Below are 23,647 nucleotides of genomic sequence, written 5' to 3'. Positions count from 1 at the left end.
TTGTGGTTATCCAAAATTGGCGCTAATCATAGCATAATTTGAGAATTACCGATAAAAGTAGGGTAGAATTAGCCACTAATTTTTAGAAAAATAACATTGATCGGTAATACAGATGACACAACAAGATAAACAGCAGGATTTATTGAAACAGCAGCAAAACGACTTATTGGCTGCGGCAGCGTTGGCGTTGGATTTGGCGCGTCAAGCCGGTGCCGAAGCGCAAGTTGGTGCAACCAAAAGTATTGGATTATCGGTTTCGACCCGTTTGCAGCAAATCGAAAATATTGAGTTTAACCATGACGGCGCACTGGGGATCTCGATTTACAGCGGGCAACGCAAAGGCAATGCTTCGACTTCTGATTTATCACCGCAGGCGGTGAAAAGTGCGGTTGAAGCTGCGTTAAGTATTGCCAAATACACCTCGCCGGATCCGTACAACGGTTTGCCGGAAAAAGCGTTGCTGGAATTTAATCCGCCGGATTTGGATCTCTATCACCCTTATGAGGTTGATGTGGACAGTGCAGTCGAACTGGCATTGGAAAGCGAAACACAGGCATTGCAGACCGATGCTCGGATTGTGAATAGTGAAGGCGCAAGTTTCAACGCGCACCGCGGCATTCGGGTGTATGGCAACACATACGGTGTGTTAAACAGCTATCTTTCCAGTCGCTATTCGCTCTCTTGCAGTGTGATTGCTGAAGCCGATCAACAAATGGAACGGGATTACGAATATACCATCTCCCGTCGCTTTCAGGATCTGGCGTCGCCACAATGGGTTGGCAAACAGTGTGCTGAAAAGACGGTTGCCCGTCTATCGGCACAAAAATTGACCACTCGCACAGCGCCGGTGGTTTTTCATGCCGATGTTGCCACCGGCTTAATCGGTTCGTTGGTCGGAGCCGCGAGTGGCAGCAGTATTTATCGCAAATCTAGCTTTTTGCTGGATAAACTCGGTTGCCAAATTTTGCCACAATGGTTTGAAATTAAAGAGAAACCGCACTTGCTTGGGCGTTTGGCATCGTCACCGTTTGACAGTGAAGGGGTGAAAACCAGTGATAGAGCGATTATCCGTGATGGCATTTTGCAAACCTATTTGTTGACCAGCTACAGCGCCAAAAAATTGGGTATGCAAAGCACCGGTCATGCGGGCGGCATCCATAACTGGTTGGTCAAACCGAATGCAAAGTGCGGTCTGGACGGCTTGTTGAAACAGATGGGCACCGGGTTGTTGCTGACAGATTTGATGGGTAACGGGGTGAATTTAGTCACAGGAGACTACTCACGCGGGGCTTCCGGATTTTGGGTGGAAAACGGCGTGATTCAATATCCAGTGCATGAAATTACCATCGCGGGACAATTGCAAACGATGTTAGCCAATATGGTGGCGGTGGCAGACGATATTGAGCTGCGCTCCAACATTCAGAGCGGATCAATTTTACTCGATGAAATGAAAATATCCGGCAACTAAGATTTATTTCACATTAATGCTAATAATTATCATTGACAAGAATCAATAACCTGCTAAGATGAAAGCCAGTTGCAGGAGTGCGACAGAAGTCCGCAAAGATTGTGATAGCAGTCGAGCAGATGTAGAGTAAAAGTAAATTCGTTAGGGTCACTGGCTGGAGCTTGCTCCAGCCTTTGTTTTTTGTGCTTTTTGTTCGTTATGATTGTGCTATCATAGCGCCTGTCAAATTGGATTTTAAAAGGTCATCCCATGAAAAAACACTATGTTGAAACGTTGCTCAGCCAATCGGAAGTCGGTTCTCGAGTGCAGGAGCTGGGCACTGAAATTACCCGTTTTTACCGACATCAAAATGCTGACAAAATTGTTGCTGTCGGGCTGCTCAAAGGTTCGTTTATGTTTATGGCGGATTTGGTCAGAGCTATCGATTTGCCGACAGAAATTGATTTTATGACTACTACCAGCTATGGCAGCGGCATGTATTCCAACCATGATGTCAAAATCTCCAAAGATTTAGACGGCGACATCAAAGGCAAGCATGTGTTGATTATCGAAGATATCATCGACACCGGTTACACCTTGGATAAAGTGCGCCAAATCCTACTGTTGCGTGAACCTGCTTCACTCACCATCTGCACCCTGCTGGACAAACCATCGCGCCGTGAAGTGAATGTACCCGTTGATTGGGTCGGCTTTGCGATTCCGGATGAATTCGTAGTCGGCTTCGGCATCGACTACGCCCAACAATACCGCAATTTAGGTTATATCGGCAAAGTGGTGTTGGAAGAGTGATAAGATCTGACCATTTTGTTATATACCTATAGTTCCCGTTTAGGCTCAATTTAAAGCACGGCTGCTGTAACATGAAAACTCAGTTTGTGCTTGATGTTGTCGTTCTTTAATTGCTTTAAAAGCGATAATGTTATAAAGGCGACAAACTGCAATGAATTTCATTTAAAATCGTAAATTATCCTTTATTCCCGAAAATCTCTGTAATATCATGTTTCTGTGTATGAATATTCATTATAACTATAGATAGGATCGGCTTAAGCGCTGGAAATTATTTTCCAATCTATCTTTGAGGAGAATGGTGGTATGTTGAGTGCATTACTAAGAAGCGGAGATGTGAAGGATTACACTGCGTTAGGCCAGGACGGACAAGCAGTTTACTCAATCGCTTCTCAATTACGGGATACGATACGATTAAAACGGGGGCGTGTATTTTCTGATTATCTTGCGGTGCCGCAGCGTAACGATCAAGGTAATCGAATCGACTGGTATGTTCCCTTTGAGTCTGATCAACCGGATGGTAAATATTTTATCATTCCGTGGTCATCGGCAACACCGGAAGAAAAACAAAAAGCACTCGCCGAATTGCACGTTTTCGAAAAAACCATGTTGGAGCTCGGAAACGAGATCGCAAAGAATCCTAGTCTTAAAGGTGATCAACTTCTTTTCTCCCGCCTACTCAGTGGCGACTCCGCCCATGCCGATCAACATAGTCTGAAAGCGCTTCGCTTTCCTAATGCCGAGCATGTTTATCTAGTCAATGATCGCCCGGTGATCACTTTTTGGGGATTTATTGAAAAAAATGCCAATGTTTACGGCAGTCCGTTTCTGCCTTTGCAACCGGCTGCGCCAATTGTTGCGCCAGCAACACTTGCCGATGCGGTCATCAGCGAGCCGATTGTAGAGAAAAGCGTGACGCCGTGGTGGCGACGCTGGTGGTTTTGGTTGCCACTGTTAGGGTTGCTGGGGTTATTATTGTGGTGGATTTGGTGTACTTATTTCAATGTGAAACCACTGTCTATTACAACGGATCCGATAAAAAATGAACTGACCGCACTTGATAAAACCGAACTTGCTAAAAATGAAGTGAAGAAAAAAGTGGCTTGCATTATTGACGGTAACATTATCACCGATGCTGCGCTTTGCCAACCGATTAAATCAAAATTTCCATATGTTTATGATAATAATCAATGGCTTGATTCTAATGGTGCTATTGTTAAGGATGCGGCTGTATTAGACAAATTGCAAGCGCTCGATCCCAATGCGTTTCAACCTAATGTCGATAAAAATGGTGCTGATCCAGTTCCTCCTACCACTGAGGCGTTAGACAATAAAGCGGCAGCGCAAGATGACAAGACGCAAACTGCGGATGCGACTAATGCAGCCAATAATCCGAGTGACAAAGACAAAGACAGTGACAAAAACAATCAAACAGGGGCAGTACCGCCTCCAAGTTTAGATGAAATCGATAAAACCAAAACGGATAATCTGAAAATGGATAATCAAAGTGCGGTCACAAATGCCCAACCTAATCCTGCGCAAAATACACAAAAAAACTTGAATATTCCGGCGCAGAGTTTAAATTCGGGTAATGTGGATTTCTTAAACGGCAAATGGAATGCCGGTGCAGGTATTCAGGATCAAACCACCGGTAAGCCGCTGCGTTTGAATTATGAATTTAACGACGGCAAAGGGCAGGTGAAAGTTGAACGTAGCGACGGTGTGCAGTGCACAGGCAACGTCGGTGCAGGTGTCAGTGGCGGCCATTTAAATATTGATAATCAGGGCGTGGCACAGTGTAGTGACGGCTCTACTTATCAATTGCCGACAATCAATTGTAAACCGAATACCAATGGTACGGCAGAATGTGAAGGGATTTACGGCAATAGCAAATTTCCGATTTCAATGAAAACACCATAACGACAGTTTAAAAACAGGTTAAATGAAATATGCTTCCAGAATTAAATAAATTTGATCGAGAGTTGTCTCTGGTCATGAACAGCGGAATTCAGTTTATTGATTTTGCACTGAATATAAATTGGAAAGATAAATTATGGCGGGAAAAAGCAACGGGAAATTTTGTCTCGTCTGCGGTAAACGGGCCGTTACGCCGTTTGCTCGAAGACAAAAACGGTGACGGTTTTTATGATCCGAGCCGTCCCGGAATGCTGGTTCGTCCTGAACAGGAAATCAGTGTAGAGCAATCTTTTAAACTGTTTGATGCAGTTTGGTTACCGATTCCGGTTTTAAGAACCGTTCCCCCGGATCGGTTTGACGAAGGGCCTTATAACTGGGCCAGGGTGCGGATTGTCGAACTTGCCGAACCGGATCAAGACGGCAATACCCATCGTATTACCTTTGCGTTTGACACTAAAGTATTTCCAAACAGTCAAGATACGGCATATTTGGCGCCGACCGCCGAAGATATTCGTTCCGGCGTCGCATTTGGGCTGGCATATCAATCTGATCACATGTCTTGGTTTTTAGATTTTAAATGGATTAATGAGTGGCTGTTGGAGTTGTTTAATGAATTGGCTCCTCAACCGACACGGTTAAAACTTCATGCTGAAGATTTGCAGTATGAAATCGAACATAAAGTTTACCAAGGACATTTTCTCAATATTCTGGCAATTTTAGGCACTGAGTTGACCTTGCCGAGAATTAAAGTCGTCTCGAATAAAACGGATGATATTATTAAGGCAATTCCTGTTGATATGGTTTTAGATGTCGGAAATTCGCGTACCTGCGGTATTTTGATCGAAGATCACGAGCAAGAAAAAGACGGCTTAAAAAAACGTTATGAGTTGGAACTACGGGATTTAAATCGTCCGGAACAGGTTTACCATGAGCCTTTTGAAAGTCGGATTGAGTTCGCCCAAGCCTCCTTCGGTAAAGATCATTTCTCAGTGCAAAGCGGACGACGGGATGCGTTTCAATGGGCAACGATTGCCCGTGTCGGCAAGGAAGCGGCGCGTTTGGCAAGTCGTCGTGAAGGCAACGAAGGTTCGACCGGTTTATCCAGTCCGAAGCGATATTTGTGGGATATTGAAAAATACGAACAAGGCTGGCGTTTCAATTCTTCTTATGTCAAAACCGATTATGAACCTTATGCCACTGCCGAACCATTATCGGGATTGATTAATGAATTCGGTGAAGCCTTGCATAGTTTGCGGGATGATGTCGAAGAAGAGTTCGAGCGAAAAATGCCGGTATTCCAACCGAAATATTCCCGCAGTTCGTTAATGATGTTTATGTTGTCGGAAGTGTTAATGCAGGCATTGATGCAAATTAACAGTCCGGCACAGCGCGGCAAGTTGGAACATTCGCGCACGCCTCGTTTTTTACGTTCGATTATCTTAACCATTCCGCCGGCAATGCCGAAACCGGAACGTGAAATTTTCAAAAACAGTATGTATCAAGCGATCGGTTTGGTATGGAAAAGTTTGGGGTGGGATAAATCTGATGACGATTTGGATTTTACTACGGATGCAGCGCGGCATAAGTATTGGCCGATTCTACCTGAAGTTTATATTCAGTGGGATGAAGCAACTTGCGGTCAGATAGTCTATTTCTTTAATGAAACGCAACATAATTATGGCGGCCGTCCGGAGGAGTTTATTGCGGCAATGGTTCGTCCGGATAAACCCCAAAAAGAGCGGATTACGATTGCCTCGGTCGATATCGGTGGCGGCACAACGGATTTGGTTATCAATGATTACGCTTTGGATTACGGGGAAAATAGCGAGTTTTCCGGCGGAAGCAATGCGTTTCTGGTGCCGACCCAACGTTTTCGCGATGGGTTTAAAGTTGCCGGTGATGATATTCTGTTGGATATTGTGCGTGATGTGGTTTTGAGCTCATTAACCAATGGGCTAAAAGTATTGGGACTGGTTGATCCGGAACCTATTTTATCTGAATTGATCGGTAAGCAGGCGTTAAAAGTCCAGAATGCTTTATTACGTCAGCAACTGACATTGCAGGTGTTTAGTCCGATTGGCTTACGGATTTTAAAAGAATACGAACAATACAATCCGTTCTCCTTCGAGAACACGCTGAGCGGGGTGACATTTGCCGATTTACTGTCCGAGGCGGAATACCCGACAGAGAGTGTTTTGAATTATATCAATGAGCCTATCCGCCGATTATTGAGAAACAGTGATTTCAATATTATGAAATTGCCGATTAAAGTGGATTTGCGCTTGATTCATCAGCGTTTCATCAAAGGCGATTATTACGATATCTGTAAAACATTTACCGCACTTTGTGAGGTTATTAACAGTTACCAGTGCGATGTTCTACTGCTGACCGGCCGTCCGTCGCGTTTACCGGGAATTCAGTCTTTCTTCAAATCCAGAGTGCCGCTTCCTGTGGGCAGAATTTTACCGTTGCACCATTATCGCACCGGAGGCTGGTACCCGTTCAATAAACAAGGACGGATAGAAGATCCGAAAACAACGGCGGCGGTGGGGGCGATGCTGTGCTTTTTAAGCCAACATTTGCGCTTGCCGAATTTTAATTTCCGTTCTGCCTCGATGCATTCCTATTCAACCGTGAAATATATCGGATTGCTGGATAATAACAATGTGATCAAGGACAGCAATGTTTATTATAAAGAAATTGATCTGGATAATGAGGATTATGATTTCCCTGACACCTCGTTTGAAGTGCGTGGATTCACCCGTTTAGGTTTCCGTCAGTTGAATGTAGAGCGTTGGACAGCTTCTCCGCTTTATACTTTGGATATTATTAATCCAGCAGTAAAACAGCGTGTCGCCAATGGGGTTTCTTTGACGGTAACACTGGGGGTCAAAACGAAAAGTGGCCGTTTCAGCAATAAAGAGAAAGCGGAAAACTTCTATGTGAAAGCCGTTTCGGCAAGCGATGGCGCAAGTTGTCGCCGTAATGAGGATATTAAGTTGGCACTCAATACCATGACGGATGTTGGGTTGAGTGATACGGATTACTGGTTGGATAGTGGAAGCGTGAAAAGATGAGCGAAATAGCAGCGAAATTAACCGAATCTTGGCAAAATATTTTTAACGGCTCACAAAAAGCAATTGATTGGGTCAGTGATGTTCGTCCGAATGTTGCTCGCTTGAATAGTGAAGCCGATAGCTTGATTTTAGAATTGCGGCGGTTACGCAATACGGCAAAGCGTCTGGGAGCAGTCTCTTCGCGCCCGATGACCGTCGGTTTTTTCGGATTGTCCCAAGCCGGAAAATCCTATCTGGTTTCTGCTTTGGCGGCAGGCGAAAACGGTAAATTGGAAACCACATTCGACGGCAGGCAATTGGATTTTATCGAACATATTAATCCGCCTGGCGGAGGCAAAGAGGCCACAGGGCTGGTTACACGTTTCAGTCGAACGGAAAAAGGCGGGATTGATGGTTTTCCGCTGGAGTTGCGTCTGTTCAGCGAAATTGAAATTGCCAAGATTTTATTGAATTCTTATTTTAATGATTTTGATAAAGAGAAAATAGATTATCAATGTGAGCCGCAGCAAATCAATGAACTGATCAAAAGGGCGACACAACAGACAAAAGCAGCACCGGTTAACGGCGTGACGGCAGACGATGTAGTCGATTTACAGGATTATGCGACCGATAGTTTCGGCAAATCCCTTGCCGCCCTGCAAGGCAGCTATTGGGCAAAAGCGACCGCACTTGCGCCAAGGCTTGAGATTCAAGATCGTGCAGCGCTGTTTTCTATTTTGTGGGGAGAAGTGGCTGAATTAACCTCGATCTATATTCAATTTGCCCATGCGTTGGCCAAATTAGGGCATCCGGAGAAGGTATATGCGCCGCTAAGTGCGGTTGTTAAAGAGGTTGATGGCGCATTATCACAAGCCGACAGTATTATGAATGTTGATATGCTGGATCGGTTGGGTTCAGCAAAAGATGAGAATATTCAAGTTCGTCCGAGTTTGAATGACGGGACATTAAGTGATGCTGTTGACATTTCCTTGGCTCAATTGACCGCACTTACCGCCGAATTGGTATTCCCGTTAATCAACAAAACATGCTCTCCAACGTTTGAAAATGTGGATTTACTTGATTTTCCCGGTTATCGAGGGCGGTTATCGATTAAATCGCTGCCAGAGGTGAGTGAAAAAGAACTGATTCCGCAAATTATTTTGCGGGGGAAAGTGGCGTACCTGTTTGAACGTTACACCGACAGTCAAGAGATGAATATTTTGATTATGTGTACTCCGTCGAATGCGCAATCGGAAGTGAATGAAGTCGGGCCGGTCTTGGAGCGTTGGATCAAAAAAACACAAGGTGATACGGCTGAACAACGTAGCGCTCGCAAACCGGGATTATTGTGGGCAATTACTAAATTTGATATCCGTATTCAATCTGATCTTGCCAAAGCAGAAGGCATGTTGAAACAGAGCTGGGGAGTGGGCGGATTATTGCAACAAACCATTTTAGAACGTTTCGGCAACTATGATTGGATCAACGATTGGTCAAACGGTAAACCGTTCAACAACTTGTTTTTGGTTCGGAAACCGGGCTTTCCGGTGCCGTTTTTAGAGCTTGAAAACGAAAAAGAGATCGCCGAACGTGAACAAGGACAACTTGCCTTGATGCGGCGTACTTTTGCGGCAGATCCGGATGTGCGCACCTATGTCGCTGATCCCGAGCAAAAATGGGATGCGATGATGTTGTTGAATGACGGTGGTATGAAGCGAATTAGCGACTATTTGCAAGCCATCGCCTTGCCTGAAGTGAAACAACAGCGGATTAAAGAACAACTGAATGAAGCGATCAATCATATTGTCGAAAATCGTTTTTCCAGTTGGTATCAACGTGACGGTGCGGAAGAAGTCAGTAAAAAACGGCAGCTGGCAAATGCGGTTGCCAATGAACTGGGAAAAAAGGCTATGTTGGTGGGTGAGTTCTTGCGCTGTTTGCAATTACCCGAAGATACCATCCGTTCGTTATATTTTAGTGATATGGACGAAACCGCACTTGATGACGAAAAAGATCAAGAGCAGGAGCTGAGCAATGATTTTGGCGGTGGCTTCGGTTTTGACGATGGCTTTGATCTTTTTGCTGAGCCGCAAGAGATGCCGACGAGTCCGGAAAAAACGATTATTGAGCCGATTGCCGAATCACGTTTTGCTCAAGCGGTGTTTAAAGCCTGGATTGAACATTTGCGTGGCATTTCCAATAATGACCATCTGATGAATTTTTTCGGTTTTAGCAAGCAAAATATCGAAGCGTTAGTGGGCGAATTAGTGACCGGAGCGAATCGATTGAAACTGCAAGAGAAATTGTCAAAAGTCGTATTTAAAAATGAAAATACCGGTAGCAAACGCGATCAGTTGGTCGAACGGCAGGTTTTTTCAATGAATATGTTGATTGCTGATTTCATTGCATGGCTTGATTTTATCCATCAACCGTTAAATCAGCGCCCCGCAAGTCGGGCGGTAGCGGGTGCTGCTGTGTTCGAATTTAAAGAAGTCGAAAAAATCAATAATTTGCCGAAACTGAATGAAAGCACCAATAATTTTATGAAGAACTATTTATTTGATTGGTTCGTGGCTTTCGGGCAGTTTGCCGAGAGTAATGCGGGACACAGTGCGGGGCGTGAAATCGATGCGTCACAAAATGCCAAATTGGGCGATGTATTGACGATTTTTAGCGCTTCGGCAATCAACTAGAGAAATTGGAGTACAGCGTCATGTTAAGAATCGAATTAAAAGAGAGCAGACCGGGATATGCCCAATTTTCTGCGGCAAACTGGAAGGGCGGTTCAGAGGTTGAAGTTAGCATCCAGCGTAGTCAGGACCATTACTATTTCGCACAAGATAACCAATGGAACACGGAACCGGTTTGGCATAGAGTAACGCAGCTGAGTGTGGTTGACGGGATTTTACAAGGGGAACTTGGCCCTTGGTTAGTGGATGCCTTGGTACAACAAAATGCCAATGTGCAATATCAAATGATGGTGCGCGATACCCATGCGGTAGACAATGTGGTGACTGATCGTGGCGTATTGAAAATGGTGGGTAATATTTTAGCTTCTTCTGCCAGCGGCGATACGAGCCGTGTTAGTGATATTCGCCATGAACCGACAACCGTTGCGCCGACAGCCGTTGTGCAGACAATGCCGATAATAGAGGAACCTGAATCCATAGTTGTGGAGCCGGAAGTCATGACAGAACCACCGTTAGAGACTGAGGCGGTGGCTATACCGGTAACCGAAACGGAAAAACCGAAAAGCAAGCTCGGTTTGATAATAGGCGGGTTATTGTTACTCATTTTGGCTGCAGCGGCGGCATGGTTCTTTCTGTTGTCGGATAAATCGGCTGAAGCGACCGAGGTTAAACCGTCTGAACTTAGCGCTTGTTCGATACAAGCGGGTAGTGATGATGAGATCGCATTTCTTCAGCGTTGTTTGAACAGTAATCCGGACGATAGCCAAATTTTAGTGCTGATTGCCGAGGCGAAAAAAGCGAATAAGTGCGGTATTGCCCAACGGTTATATGCGAATAAAGCACAGGGCGGTAATGCTGCGATTGCGGTGGCGTATGCTAAAGAATATGAAACGGCAACGACAAACGGCTGTTTCAGTGCAGATAAAGAAACGGCCATTTATTGGTATGAAACGGCGTTAGAGGCTGATCCGAATAATGCGGAGGCAAAAGCACGTTTACAGGAGTTGAAAAAATGATCGGATATCTTAAATTACTCTCTTCGGCATTATTGCTAGGCTCATTGTTGACCCAAAGTGCGGTGGCGGCACAACCGTTATTGCAACAAGGGAAAAAAACGTTATTTCAGCGTGTGCTGAGCACACCGACTTGTGAATTGGTTGAGAGTGCCGGGCAGAGCGGCGGTAAAAAAGCCGTTGTGTTTTCTCGTTATTATGTCTATCAACGAGAGAGTGTGAATGGCAAAGAGTGGCTACAAGTTGGGCCGGATACGTTCGGAAAAACCGTCGGCTGGTTGGCAAGCGAATGTGCCGTGCCGTGGAATATGCAAATGACATTGGCATTTACCAATCCGGCAGGACGTGATCCCCTGTTGTTTTTTAAAGACAAAGCGACGCTGGAAAGTTTGATTGAGGCGGATAATCCGGCGGCACTGCTTGAACCTATTCGCGCCGATTTAAACAGCGGGAAACATACCCCGCAAGTGTTGGCGCAAGAGCCGGCAGAGTACATTGATTTCCAAAAGAATTTCTACTTATTACCTATTTTGCAAGGCGAAGAGGTGATGAACAGTAAAGGCTTTTATGAGCGTATTTTAGAAGTCGCTTCCGTCAGCAAGGACGATAAAGTCTTAAGCAATACCCAACATCCTACCCAAGGAGCAAATACCTCAACAGCTGGTGCAGCGACAAACCCATCAACAGCCGGTGCGGTGACGAATGCGCAAAAAATTACGGGTTTCAGCGCAGCGATTGTGTTTGTCATTGATTCTTCTATTTCCATGGATCCCTATATCAACCGCACGCGTGAAGCAATGAAGCAAATCTATGCGCAAATCGAAAAAGAAAATTTAAGTGAACAAGTAAAATTTGGTTTGGTCTCGTTTCGCTCTAATACAGCGGCGACACCGGGGCTGGAATATACCGCAAAAATGTTTGTTGATCCCAGCACGGTCAAAGACGGCAAAGATTTCATGAATAAAGTAGCCGATTTGAAACAGGCCAAAGTGTCCAGTAAGGAGTTTAATGAAGATGCTTATGCCGGTATTGCTACAGCACTAAATGATATCGCTTGGGACAACTTTGGCGGGCGTTACATTGTTTTGATCTCCGATGCCGGCGCATTAGACGGGAATAATCCGTTATCCAGCACCGGATTAGATGCCAAACAGCTGCGCTTGGAAGCCCAACATCGAGGTGTCGCTATTTATACATTGCATTTAAAAACGGCAGCGGGTAAGAAAAATCATGATGAGGCACAAAAGCAGTATGTTGATTTGGCCTTTAACAATTATTTGAATAAGCCGCTGTATTATCCGGTGAATGCCGGAGATGTGAATGAATTCGGTGATAAAGTCAGCTCGCTGGCAAAAGCGATCACTTCGCAAGTACAACTCGCCTACCGTGGTGAATTGGCTGCCGGCAGCGCATTAACCGTGGAAGAGAACAAAGAAGCGAAAAAGGCGGAAGAAAAAGACGACAGCGAAATTGCAAAAGATGCCGCTTTATTGGGTAAAGCGATGCAGTTGGCATACTTGGGCGATGTGAAAGGAACAACGGCTCCGCCGGTTTTCAAAGCATGGATTAGCGATAAAGATTTTGTCAAAAACAGCCCGACTGCAGAAGCAAGGGTATTATTGACCAAATCTCAGCTGAGCGATTTAAGCGATGTCGTGAAAAAAATTGCAGAAGCTGCCAACAGCGGATTGATTTCACCGAGTGATATGTTTACTCAATTACGTTCTGTTGCCGCAGCAATGGGACAGGATCCCAATAAACTGAAAGAGAACGCCTCGGTAAAAATTGCTGATCTAGGTCTGATGGGGGAATATCTGGACGACATTCCCTATAAAAGCCAAATTGCCTCAATAGATGAAGAGACTTGGAAAGGCATGAGCGCTCAAGAGCAAGAGCGGTTTTTGCGTGGCTTACATCAAAAATTACGCCATTATCAAATTATGAACGAAGATAGCGCCCGTTGGATTTCCTTGTCCGAAGAGAGCGACAGTCGTGATTTTGTTTATCCGGTTCCTTTGGAAGCGTTACCATAAGAGCGTATTATGCTGCATATTGAGAACATGTCGGTTTGTCGTGGTGTAGGCAATAATGCTTTTACGGTTTCCTTACCACATTTATCGTTAAATAGCGGCGAAGTTGTCGCTATTTGCGGCACAAGCGGCTGTGGTAAGAGCACGCTGCTTGAAATGATCGGTTTGATTCTGAAACCGACTCGACTAACACGTTACCAATTAGCCGCAGAGCAGGATATCAGCCCGCTTATTTTACAACAAAATCAAACCGCACTTGCGACACTAAGGGCAACATCTCTGGGATTTATGCTCCAAACCGGAGGGCTATTACCATTCTTAACGGTTAAACAGAATATTGGGTTGCCGAACGATATTCTCAATAACAATGCTGTTAATGAGAAGGTCGATAGTGATTGGATTTCACATCTGGTCCAGCAACTGAATCTTGGCCATTTATTGGAATCTTATCCCAATCGTCTTTCTATCGGCGAACGACAAAGGGTTGCCTTCATTCGGGCGGTAGCGCATAAACCCAAATTATTATTGGCAGACGAGCCAACCTCGGCATTAGATCCCGAGCATGCAAACATTTTATTTGATCTGATGTTGAATTTAGTACAAGAACAGAATATTGCTGCGTTGGTGGTCACACATGATCGGGCGTTGATTAACGCCCGAAAATTGCCTTATTTGCAAGCTGATTTAACCTCAGCCGGTTGTGCGGTGTTTGGCAAGCAATCAGGCGGTGCGGCATGAATAATTTGAAAGTGTCCAATCGATTGCTGGCTAAACTGGCATGGTTGGATTTGCTTTATGACCGAAATGTTTCGTTTTGTATCGTCGCTTCTTTGGTTGCGGTTATTGCGCCGTTATTATTATTGTTCAGTTTAAAATACGGCGTTGTTTCACAATTGCAGCAACAACTGACCAATAACCCACAGAATTTGGAAGTGAAAATTGTCGGTAATTTAAATTTGAAACAGGCCTGGTTTGATTGGTTGAAAGCACAGCCCGAGACGGCATTTGTGATTCCGTTGACCCGCTCACTAAACACGTCTGCCGATATCAATATCAGTTCCAATCGTTTTATAAAAAATGTAGAGATTTTACCAACAGCCAAAGGTGATACGTTGTTAGAGCAAATGGAGTTGAAACAGGAAAACGGCGTGATTCTGTCGGCACTTTCTGCTGAAAAATTGCAAGCGAAAACAGGTGATAAAGTGCGGTTGGTCGTCAGTCGAAAACGGAATAATATTGATGAAAACGGCATTGTAGAATTAAGTGTCGAAGGTATTTTACCCGAAAGTCGATTTGCACGCGCCGCCGCTTTTGTACAACTTCCTGTTTTGCTTGCCATGGAAGACTATCGTGACGGTTACCAAACCGCACTTTTCCAAGACGCCAATGTTCAAGGAGAATTGGTTCGCACTCAAGCTAGAGAATCGTTTGCCAGAGCAAGAATCTATGCTAAAAGTTTGGATGATGTTGCCCCGTTGGCACAAAAATTGCGTGAAAATAATATTGAAACCCGTACCGAAGCCAATGCGATTGAAAATGTCAAAGCCATCGATTGGGTGCTGAATGTGATTTTCGGCGTGATTGCTTTTACCTCGGGTTTAGGCTGTATTTTATCGCTAATCGGCGCATTTTTGGCGAATATTGATCGTAAACGTAAGGAAATCGCCTTGTTGCGTTTACTTGGATTTAAACCTTATTCAGTGGTGGTTTACTTGATTATTCAAGCGTTATTGCTCAGTTCAGCCGCATTTGTTATTTCCTGTTGTTTATTCTTTTTGGGTAGCCACGCATTCAATTCGGTGTTGGGGAGCCATTTATCCGCCGACATTTTTATCAGTAATTTGCACTTAAATCATCTTGGTATAGCTTTTGCTACGGCACTCGTCATGGCAACAATCGTTGCGGGAATTGGCGGTATTCGGGCTGTAAAAATTCAACCGGCGGAGAGTCTACGCAATGTTTAATACGGTATTCAATCAAAAATGTCGAGTGTTGACCGCACTTTTTATGTTCAGTGCGGCAGCTCAAGCGGAGCAATGGGATGAAAAATTTTATAATCCCAAAGCGGATAAAGAGGATGTGATCATGCCGATGCCTTGTCATGGCAGCATGGTTTTTCGAATTGTCAAAACCGGAACAAAATCCCCTTTGGACGATATGTCTGTTGTGTTGGGCAGCGATAGCGGCACAGAGGCGTTCGCTGAGCATTCTACACCGAATTATATCTCCGGCGGCTTTAGTGGGCAGAATAATGAAAAGGAGCAAGAGCGGTATTTTTTAATGGCGAAATATGAAGTATCGCAATTGCAATATCAAGCAGTGATGAATGAACAATGCCCGTCTCCTAATCTGAAAGGGCGGCAGCCTGCCGTCGATGTGAGTTGGTTTGATGCGGTGAATTTCAGTCATAAATACAATGAATGGCTGATGAAAAATGGGCGGGATAAGTTACCGAAAGAAGATGGCGTCAGTGGTTTTATTCGCCTGCCAAGCAATACCGAATGGGAATATGCAGCACGCGGCGGTATTGCGGTTTCAGCTTCCGAATTTAGAGAAAACACGTTTCCTGTACCAAATGGTTTGAAGGCCTATGCGTGGTTTTCCGGCTCGCAATCGGCAAACGGGCGCTTGCAATTGGGCGGGTTGTTAGAGCCGAATCCGTTAGGACTGTTCGATATGCTCGGCAATGCCAGCGAAATGATGCTTGATCCGTTTAAACTTAACAAGCTGGATCGCTATCACGGACAAAATGGCGGGGTTACCGTGCGGGGGGGAAGTTATCTCACTTCCGAAAGTGAAATATCCAGTGCATTACGCATTGAGAAACCGTTTTATGCCGCTGACGGTAAGGCGGATAAAGCCAAGGATATGGGGTTTCGTGTGGTGATAGCCGCTCCGGTATTAACCTCGGGTGATCGGATCAAACAAATAGAGAATGAATGGAAAAATCTTGGTAATGATAATTTAAAAAACGACAGCCACGGTAGCGGTAGTAATATTGTGGGCAAATTGGAAAAAATCACCAATGATATTGAAAATGAAAACGTGAAAAAAGAGCTTAAGTCATTACAAGATGCATTGCGCTCTGCTAATCAGTCGCGTGATGAACAGCGAGATCACGCTATTCGTTCTGTGTTGGAGTTAGGTGCATTTCTATGCACTAATATTGCCGATTTAGAGGCTAATTATCAGCAAAAAGTGGCTGCACAAAATTATATTGCACAGGCTTGTCCGGCGGGCAGTGAGCCGATTGGTCTTTGTGAGCCTACGGCGATCGAAGAAAGCAAGACTGTGCTGGCGGAAGCAAAAGGCGTGCGTGACTTTGTATTGACTTATTATGCCGATACGATTGTGAGCACCAGTACCGCTTATAATATTGCAACGGTTCAGACGCAAGTGGATAAAAAACAGCTGACAGGCAAGGCGAATTTAACAGAGTACGTTGATCTTTATTGGAAACATTTGCAACAGTATTATAAAGACGGTAAGGTAAATCGTGAGCAATGGTTGGCTGATTGCAAGCAATGGTAAGTAATGGTATATATTAGTAAATAATAATAAGTGGCACAACCAATAGGAGCATATATGTACTTAATCAAAAATAGCAAAACAATTTTGAGCGCATTGGCGCTATCGGCAAGTATTGTTTTAACCGGTTGCCAAAATGATGGTCTCGGCTCCAGCAGCAATGTCGATAGCCGATTGACACAGGGACAGCAAGCCAAATTCTTTAGTGAGTCGGGGCGCAGTTCATGTGGAATGGGCGCTTTGGGCGGTGCTTTGCTTGGCGGGCTGATCGGTGCACTGTCTGGTGACTCGGAAGATGCAGTAGCCGGTGCTGCGATTGGTGCGGTTGCCGGTTGTGGCGTTTTAATGGGAGCAAACTATTATTTAGAAGATCAACGTGCAAAATATTCCAACAAAGAACAACGGATTAATGCAACGATTAATGATGTAAAAAATGATACTGCACAAGTTCAAGCCGTGACCAATTCGGCAAAAATTGTGTTGGCGCAAAACAAACAAACATTAAACAACTTACAAAAACAGCTTAACAATAATACAATCCAAAGAACTCAGGCTAAACAACAGTTGGCGCAAGTTGATGGTAATATTAAATATCTCTACGATAAATTGAGTAAAATGAAACAAAAAGAGACTGTTTGGCGTGATGTGGCGAAACAAGAGCGGCAATCCGGCGCAAATGTGCAGAAGTTAAATGCGCAAATTGCACAGCTTAATAAACAAATCAATCTGTTGGAAAATCAGGTGAGAGAGGTTTCCAAACAACGTACGGCAATCAGATTAGGATAATCTCATGAACAAAGTAAAATTATTGGCTTTGACCGCACTTTTATCTGCTACAGCGCTGATATCTTCGTGTTCCGCCACGGCCGAGGAGTGCGATCCGAGCGTTGAATTAAATGTGTTCTCTAAAGCTGCATGTAAATTTTCCGGCAGTTATGATCAGCGGATTGAGCAAAAAGAGAAAATTTTGTTGAACGAGCAGGAAACCAATAAAAAATTCCGCCAAATTTATGCTGATATTCAAGCACAGCAAAAGTCGGTTAATCAGTCGATCAGCCAGAAAAAAGCGCAGCAAGCGAAGCTCACCAAATCGTTAAATTCACTTACACGGGATTTGAAGCAAAAGGCGAAAGGGAGATCCGATCTGCAAGCGCAAATTGCCGAGGTGGAGAAGCAGTTAAATGGGGTTAATAATTCAAGTGCTTCTGAAGTCGAGAAGCAAGTTCAATTGCAAGCGCTACAGCAAAAACTGGGGCAACTGCAAAAAACATTAGGGCTATAGCTGGTAAAATAAGCGGTTATATTTTAGGTTACATTACGTTTGAGGTAGGTAGCTTGATTTATAACCGCTGATTTTCTTGTGTTAAAAACGCATTTTTGTGTTAAAGAAATAAATATTTGGTGTAAGAAAGGATTGGTATGCAACGACTGGCAAGATTAACCAAGCAAGAGAGTGATGCCTCTGCGGTAGCGCTTTTCAGCCAATATAACGAACTGATGTTAATTTTGCTGCGTCATTTGCCGCCGAGCACCGCAAGTTTGTTTGCCCGCCCAAGAGAAAATGCGGATTATGTCGAATGGTACACCGATTTAGAAGGACAGCCTTATCCGCTGGGGAGCGGGGAGAAGGATAAGCCTCTTGCGTCCAGAATCAATACCTTAATTGCCCAACGTTTGCAGTCTATAGAACGTTTGGCCGAGGAGTTAAAAAACAATGGAAAAATTCAGCCCGCCCAAGCTGAATTGTTACAAAAACTGGTAGACGCAACAAAACAGGATACCAGCCAAGTCTATCTTATCAATGATGAACCGGTGATTATCGGTTGGGGTATGGGAAAAGAACTGCCAAAACCGATTATTGCGCCAGCCGTCGCTCCACCGCTTGTTGCTGCAACTTCGCGTCGTTGGTGTTGGTGGCTACTGCCGTTATTGTTATTGCTACTCGGATTTTTGGCATGGTGGTTCTATTTTCGACCTCAAATGCAGTTGGAGTTGGTACGGGCAGTTAAAGCGGACATTCAATATCCGCAAGTTGCTAAGTTAGAACCCATTATGCCGAAAATCGAATTACCGAAATTGATTTTACCGCCGACGGAAACCGCAAAGATCGAACCTCAACTTCCACCGCCTGTGGTAGCAGAGACTGTAAATAAAGCAAAAGAGTGCAGAACAAAAGTTGACCCGGGAAAAACGCCGCAGATGGTCATCGTATTTGATAATTCGGCATCGATGTTTTTGACGTTGGCGGAAAGTCCGCAAACGCTTAAAGATTTCCAGCAGAGATGGACAAATTATGGCGTAACAGAGGCTGAAATCAATTATATGTATCGTTCACCGAATCGATTGGGTGTAGCTAAAAAAGCGTCGGCTTCGATTATTAATAATATCTCACCCAATGTTGAAATCGGTTTGGTATCCTTGTATCGATGTCCGGCAGCAACCCGTTTAGGGCGTTATTCGCCGAGTAAACGCGGTGCGCTGAAGGCTAAAATCAATGGTATGCTACCGTCCAGGGAAGATAGCGGAACTCCGCTTTATAGCGGATTGCAACAAGCGGCAGCAATGGTTGACGGCAAGAACCGCGATGCCTTTATTTTGATTATCAGTGATGGCGAAGATAATTGTAAGTCGGGCGATGTTTGTTCTTTAGCACGGCAAATTGCGAAACAAAAGCCACGTTTGAAAATCAATGTAGTTGATATCGGTGGGGCTAAGGCTGCAAATTGTATTGCAACGGCAACAGGTGGCAAGGTATTTACCGGCAATAATCAAAAACAGGTTGCAAACATGATTAATCAAGCGGTAAAACCGATGACTAAAGTGAATGAATGTGAATAAACAACAGGATATATTATGAAAAAACTCGTTTTTCTTACCACCGCACTTTTAAGTTTGTTCTGCTACAGTGCATTTGCAGAGATCATTAATTTTCCTGATGGTTCGGTTTACGACGGAGAAATAAAAGACGGAAAACGGCACGGACAAGGTAAATTCACGTTTAGTGACGGGGAAGTTTATATCGGTCAATATGATAATGATCAACGTACCCAAGGCACATTAACATTTCCAAGCGGAGATAGTTATCAAGGCACCTTTAAAAACGGGGTAATAGCGGGGAGTGGTTTGTATAGCTATAAAGACGGCTCGAAATATAGCGGAGAATATAACGCAGGAAAACGTCACGGAAAAGGCGAGTATATTTTTCCTGACGGAAAAGTGTATAGCGGCTATTTTGACAATAATGAGTTTAGCGGACAAGGAAAACTCACCGATAAAACCGGCAAGGTTTTATATGAAGGAAAATGGAAAAACAGCGAGCCGGAAGTGAAATAGGATTTAAAGTAAGAGTTTGATCAGAAGGCGTTCAAAATTCTGTATCAGGCATATTATAGTTTAATTATACCATCTAACCGACCTTTGAAAAATAGCGAAAGTGGTGTGATTGTTTGTCCTCAGTTGGTTACAGGAATTGCCCATTTTTCGCCGATTTGCTCAATGCCGATGTACGGCTTCAACCGCATTTTGAGCATTACTTTTGTCCTTTTATGCCGATTAATCAATCTATTCATATGAAACGATAAAGTACATCGTCCTCGATAAAAATAGTAGGTTAAAAATTCAATCTACTGTTTTACATTTCTTCTCATAGTAGAGTAATTTTCTTCAATGTTTAACTTACATTAATGTTGATCTTCAAATAAATATCCAACTAATTAACTTGGTTTTTAAACCATTCCTAACAAAAAATACCTCTTTTGAGTTATTCTAAGTGCTTTCAAATAGTTATATGTCATTTTATGTATTTCACAAGTATGTTATAGCTTTGTTTGTGTGAATTAAGTTAAATTTTTGTTGTTTAAACTTTTCTATTAATTTATATTAAGCTATCAATTTACTATGTGCAGGGCATGATTATCGCTGTTTCTTATCATATTCTGAACAAGAAACTTAATTTTAATTACACTTATTGAAGGATCCGGGATGAAAAAATTTAGCATCATGATACTGGCTACAGTAGCTTTAACAGGCTGTCAGTTACCAAGTACAGGAAATAACCAACCACTGGAAAAGTGGCGTAATTATTTACCGGAGAAGGTGAGCACTGAGAATCTAGGTGCTAACCAAGGTATGGTTGTATTCTATCGACAGGCTGATATTACGGGGCCGGCAGTTAATATTTATGTCAATGGTGATTACCAAACTTCGTTACTGAATAATGGTTTTAGCCCGGTAATTCTATGTGCTGATCGTAACTTAATCAGTTCCTCTTTTAGTAGTAATAAAGGTGCGGGCAACCGTATCAATGGTGTTAAATTTGTTTCACCTAGCCACCAAGTCACCTATATTAAAATTAGGCAATCCTCAAACGGTTCTTTGATGTTTGAACGGACAGAGCCGGAGCAAGGCATTGAAGATATCAAAAGTTTACAAATGCAAGCGCAAACCGTTTCTCGCGTTTCCTCCTCTTCTTGTAATCAAACCGAATATATTCTCGATGCAAAATTATTAAATGCTAATGCGACTTTCCCACTGGACAAACATAGTTACAAAGATGTTTTGCCTGAAGGTAAACGTAATGTGCGGGAATTTGCAGAGAAAATTAAAATCTTCCATCCGCAAGCGATTAGTAAAATCGAAGTAAACGGTTATACCGATCCGGTGGGCTCCGATAGCTATAACCAGAAATTATCTGAAAGACGTGCTGACGCTATTAAAGAAACACTAATAAATGAAGGTGTTAAGTTACCGATTAAGGCTACCGGATTTGGTGAAAGTGAGCTTCTCGTCAAAGATTGCGAGGTTGAATACCGCAAAAATATTGCAGCTAAAACACAATGTAATCTACCGAATCGTCGAGTAGAAATCATTGTTTATGGTAGCGAACTGTAAATTTTAGAGTACTGATATGAATAAATTTAATTCAGTTTATTCGTATATTAATAACCGGTTTAGATATTAATGGAAGCGTCGACAGACGATCTCATCAAGATTAGGGATAAAATTATGTCAATTACATTAAAAGTATTAAATGCTAAAACTGAAGTAGCCAGTTATAAAGTTGAAAATGGTGCAACCTTAACTATTCAAGCTCAAGATAACGTTAATTATCAATTAATTGACGATACAACAGGCTATGCACCGCAAAACTTGATTGCTAAGCGAGTAGGCAATGATTTGCAGGTTATGTTAGAAAATGGTGACATGGTGCCGGATATTATCATTGAAGATTATTATGGTGATGAAGACCCGGCAGCAGTAACCAACCTATTGGTAGGTCAGCATGAAAGCGGTAAAATGTATGCTTATGTCCCTGAATCCGGAGAAACTTCTGATGCGGTCAGTATGCTGGCAGAACAAGTTGCTGCTCCACAAGCGCTCGGAGGTGATGAAATCACCGGTCTGTGGGTATTTAGCCCTTGGTGGTTATTGGCATTATTACCATTGGCGGCGCTGATTCCTCGTGATGGAGGCAATAAAGCGGCACCAGATACCGCTGCGCCACACTCCCCTGATGTAGATGCTAAAGATGATGGCTCAGTTGTCATAACCCCGCCAAGCGATGCAGATACCAAAACTATTGATATCACCTATACCAAACCAGATGGTACAGTGACAGCAACTAAGGTTGTCAAAGGCGATGATGGAAAATGGACGACCACCGATCCGGATGTGACCGTTGATCCGACCACCGGTGTGGTGACCATTCCGGAAGATAAAGTGAAAGACGGTACGGAAGTCAAATCAACCGCAACCGATACTTCCGGCAATACCAGCGCCCCGGACAGTGACATCGCCAAAGATGTGACTGCACCGACGCAACCGGACGTCAAAGCCAATGATGACGGCTCTGTGACGATCACACCACCAACCGATGCAGATACCAAAACTATTGATATCACCTATACCAAACCGGATGGAACCACCACGACCACTACGGTCAGCAAGGATACGGATGGCAAATGGACGAGCACCGATCAGGATGTGACCGTTGATCCGACCACCGGTGTGGTGACCATTCCGGAAGACAAAGTCAAAGACGGCACGGAAGTCAAATCAACTGCAACCGATACTTCCGGCAATACCAGTGCACCGGACAGTGATATTGCCAAAGATGTGACCGCACCGACGCAACCGGACGTCAAAGCCAATGACGACGGCTCTGTGACGATCACCCCACCAACCGATGCAGATACCAAAACTATTGATATCACTTATACCAAACCGGATGGAACCACCACGACAACCACCATCAGCAAAGATGCGGATGGCAAATGGACGACCACTGATCCGGATGTGACCGTTGATCCGACCACGGGCGTGGTGACCATTCCGGAAGACAAAGTCAAAGACGGCACGGAAGTCAAAGCGACTGCAACCGATACTTCCGGCAACACCAGCGCCCCGGACAGTGACATCGCCAAAGATGTGACTGCACCGACGCAACCGGACGTCAAAGCCAATGATGACGGCTCTGTGACGATCACCCGACCAAGCGATGCAGATACCAAAAGCGTCGATATCGCCTATACTAAACCGGACGGCACGACAACCACCACCACGGTCAGCAAAGATACGGATGGCAAATGGACGAGCACCGATCCGGATGTGACCGTTGATCCGACCACCGGTGTGGTGACCATTCCGGAAGACAAAGTCAAAGACGGCACGGAAGTCAAAGCGACTGCAACCGATACTTCCGGCAATACCAGCGCCCCGGACAGCGACATCGCCAAAGATGTGACCGCACCGACGCAACCGGACGTCAAAGCCAATGACGACGGCTCTGTTACGATCACCCCACCAACCGATGCAGATACCAAAACTGTCGATATCACCTATACCAAACCGGATGGCACCACCACGACAACCACCATCAGCAAAGATACGGATGGAAAATGGACGACCACCGATCCGGATGTGACCGTTGATCCAACCACCGGTGTGGTGACCATTCCGGAAGACAAAGTGAAAGACGATACGGAAGTCAAAGCGACTGCAACCGATATTTCGGGCAACACCAGTGCACCGGACAGCGACATTGCCAAAGATGTGACAGCCTCAAGCAAACCGACGGTTGAGATTTTAGACGGCGGTGACGGCAAGTTGAACAAAGCCGAGATTGATGCTGGGGTACAAGTCAAAGTCACCCCGCCAGCGG

At 44.3% G+C, this 23,647-nt stretch carries 16 protein-coding genes; all 16 read left to right on the top strand.

Annotation, left to right across the window (positions count from 1 at the left end; genetic code table 11):
* Positions 1-112 precede the first annotated feature (112 nt).
* Positions 113-1,468: a metalloprotease PmbA gene (gene pmbA / locus EDC16_RS01360; RefSeq protein WP_132964627.1), complete on the top strand. Its 1,356-nt coding sequence runs from the start codon at positions 113-115 to the stop codon at positions 1,466-1,468.
* Positions 1,469-1,717: 249 nt separating this feature from the next.
* Entirely contained in the window at positions 1,718-2,257 is a 540-nt protein-coding gene (gene hpt / locus EDC16_RS01355; RefSeq protein WP_132964625.1) for a hypoxanthine phosphoribosyltransferase, read from the top strand.
* A gap of 303 nt (positions 2,258-2,560) precedes the next feature.
* Positions 2,561-4,174 carry an SrfA family protein gene (locus EDC16_RS01350; protein WP_132964623.1) on the top strand — a complete coding sequence of 538 codons (1,614 nt, stop codon included), beginning with the start codon at positions 2,561-2,563 and terminating at the stop codon, positions 4,172-4,174.
* A gap of 29 nt (positions 4,175-4,203) precedes the next feature.
* On the top strand, positions 4,204-7,248 hold the full coding sequence (locus EDC16_RS01345; protein ID WP_132964621.1) for a virulence factor SrfB: 3,045 nt from the start codon (positions 4,204-4,206) through the stop codon (positions 7,246-7,248).
* Entirely contained in the window at positions 7,245-9,920 is a 2,676-nt protein-coding gene (locus EDC16_RS01340; protein ID WP_132964619.1) for a putative virulence factor, read from the top strand. Before EDC16_RS01345 ends, EDC16_RS01340 begins: the two co-directional genes overlap by 4 nt.
* 20 nt (positions 9,921-9,940) lie before the next feature.
* Positions 9,941-10,933, top strand: a complete 993-nt coding sequence (locus EDC16_RS01335) for a tetratricopeptide repeat protein (RefSeq protein ID WP_132964617.1) — start codon at positions 9,941-9,943, stop codon at positions 10,931-10,933.
* Positions 10,933-12,963, top strand: a complete 2,031-nt coding sequence (locus tag EDC16_RS01330) for a vWA domain-containing protein (protein ID WP_416069086.1) — start codon at positions 10,933-10,935, stop codon at positions 12,961-12,963. The genes EDC16_RS01335 and EDC16_RS01330 overlap by 1 nt, the downstream gene beginning before the upstream one ends.
* A 9-nt stretch (positions 12,964-12,972) precedes the next feature.
* The gene (locus EDC16_RS01325; RefSeq protein WP_132964613.1) at positions 12,973-13,698 is read left to right on the top strand and encodes an ABC transporter ATP-binding protein; all 726 of its coding nucleotides are present in this window, start codon (positions 12,973-12,975) and stop codon (positions 13,696-13,698) included.
* Positions 13,695-14,924, top strand: coding sequence for an ABC transporter permease (locus EDC16_RS01320; RefSeq protein WP_132964611.1), 1,230 nt, complete (start codon positions 13,695-13,697; stop codon positions 14,922-14,924). The genes EDC16_RS01325 and EDC16_RS01320 overlap by 4 nt, the downstream gene beginning before the upstream one ends.
* Complete coding sequence (locus EDC16_RS01315; protein ID WP_198362757.1) at positions 14,917-16,491, top strand: SUMF1/EgtB/PvdO family nonheme iron enzyme; 1,575 nt, start codon at positions 14,917-14,919, stop codon at positions 16,489-16,491. Before EDC16_RS01320 ends, EDC16_RS01315 begins: the two co-directional genes overlap by 8 nt.
* Before the next feature lie 54 nt (positions 16,492-16,545).
* Positions 16,546-17,274, top strand: coding sequence for a glycine zipper 2TM domain-containing protein (locus tag EDC16_RS01310; RefSeq protein ID WP_132964609.1), 729 nt, complete (start codon positions 16,546-16,548; stop codon positions 17,272-17,274).
* A 4-nt stretch (positions 17,275-17,278) separates the two neighbouring features.
* Positions 17,279-17,770: a kinetochore Spc7 family protein gene (locus EDC16_RS01305; RefSeq protein WP_132964607.1), complete on the top strand. Its 492-nt coding sequence runs from the start codon at positions 17,279-17,281 to the stop codon at positions 17,768-17,770.
* A 137-nt stretch (positions 17,771-17,907) separates the two neighbouring features.
* Positions 17,908-19,326: a VWA domain-containing protein gene (locus tag EDC16_RS01300; protein WP_132964605.1), complete on the top strand. Its 1,419-nt coding sequence runs from the start codon at positions 17,908-17,910 to the stop codon at positions 19,324-19,326.
* A 15-nt stretch (positions 19,327-19,341) separates the two neighbouring features.
* Positions 19,342-19,821, top strand: a complete 480-nt coding sequence (locus tag EDC16_RS01295) for an MORN repeat-containing protein (RefSeq protein ID WP_132964603.1) — start codon at positions 19,342-19,344, stop codon at positions 19,819-19,821.
* A gap of 648 nt (positions 19,822-20,469) precedes the next feature.
* Positions 20,470-21,378 carry an OmpA family protein gene (locus EDC16_RS01290; RefSeq protein ID WP_132964601.1) on the top strand — a complete coding sequence of 303 codons (909 nt, stop codon included), beginning with the start codon at positions 20,470-20,472 and terminating at the stop codon, positions 21,376-21,378.
* Between the two features lie 114 nt (positions 21,379-21,492).
* Positions 21,493-23,647: hypothetical protein (locus EDC16_RS12645; RefSeq protein ID WP_165894178.1), on the top strand; the 2,155-nt coding region annotated here is incomplete at its 3' end.

It is taken from the genome of Testudinibacter aquarius, from assembly GCF_004342725.1.
GTDB classification, from domain to species: domain Bacteria; phylum Pseudomonadota; class Gammaproteobacteria; order Enterobacterales; family Pasteurellaceae; genus Chelonobacter; species Chelonobacter aquarius.
Note: the sequence above shows the minus strand (reverse complement) of the source record. Positions and strands in the feature narration are given on the sequence as shown.

Bases quoted from the DNA above. Each gene is read 5' to 3' on its own strand.
- pmbA (WP_132964627.1), top strand. From the start codon at position 113: ATGACACAACAAGATAAACAGCAGGATTTATTGAAACAGCAGCAAAAC.
- hpt (WP_132964625.1), top strand. From the start codon at position 1,718: ATGAAAAAACACTATGTTGAAACGTTGCTCAGCCAATCGGAAGTCGGT.
- EDC16_RS01350 (WP_132964623.1), top strand. From the start codon at position 2,561: ATGTTGAGTGCATTACTAAGAAGCGGAGATGTGAAGGATTACACTGCG.
- EDC16_RS01345 (WP_132964621.1), top strand. From the start codon at position 4,204: ATGCTTCCAGAATTAAATAAATTTGATCGAGAGTTGTCTCTGGTCATG.
- EDC16_RS01340 (WP_132964619.1), top strand. From the start codon at position 7,245: ATGAGCGAAATAGCAGCGAAATTAACCGAATCTTGGCAAAATATTTTT.
- EDC16_RS01335 (WP_132964617.1), top strand. From the start codon at position 9,941: ATGTTAAGAATCGAATTAAAAGAGAGCAGACCGGGATATGCCCAATTT.
- EDC16_RS01325 (WP_132964613.1), top strand. From the start codon at position 12,973: ATGCTGCATATTGAGAACATGTCGGTTTGTCGTGGTGTAGGCAATAAT.
- EDC16_RS01320 (WP_132964611.1), top strand. From the start codon at position 13,695: ATGAATAATTTGAAAGTGTCCAATCGATTGCTGGCTAAACTGGCATGG.
- EDC16_RS01315 (WP_198362757.1), top strand. From the start codon at position 14,917: ATGTTTAATACGGTATTCAATCAAAAATGTCGAGTGTTGACCGCACTT.
- EDC16_RS01310 (WP_132964609.1), top strand. From the start codon at position 16,546: ATGTACTTAATCAAAAATAGCAAAACAATTTTGAGCGCATTGGCGCTA.
- EDC16_RS01305 (WP_132964607.1), top strand. From the start codon at position 17,279: ATGAACAAAGTAAAATTATTGGCTTTGACCGCACTTTTATCTGCTACA.
- EDC16_RS01300 (WP_132964605.1), top strand. From the start codon at position 17,908: ATGCAACGACTGGCAAGATTAACCAAGCAAGAGAGTGATGCCTCTGCG.
- EDC16_RS01295 (WP_132964603.1), top strand. From the start codon at position 19,342: ATGAAAAAACTCGTTTTTCTTACCACCGCACTTTTAAGTTTGTTCTGC.
- EDC16_RS01290 (WP_132964601.1), top strand. From the start codon at position 20,470: ATGAAAAAATTTAGCATCATGATACTGGCTACAGTAGCTTTAACAGGC.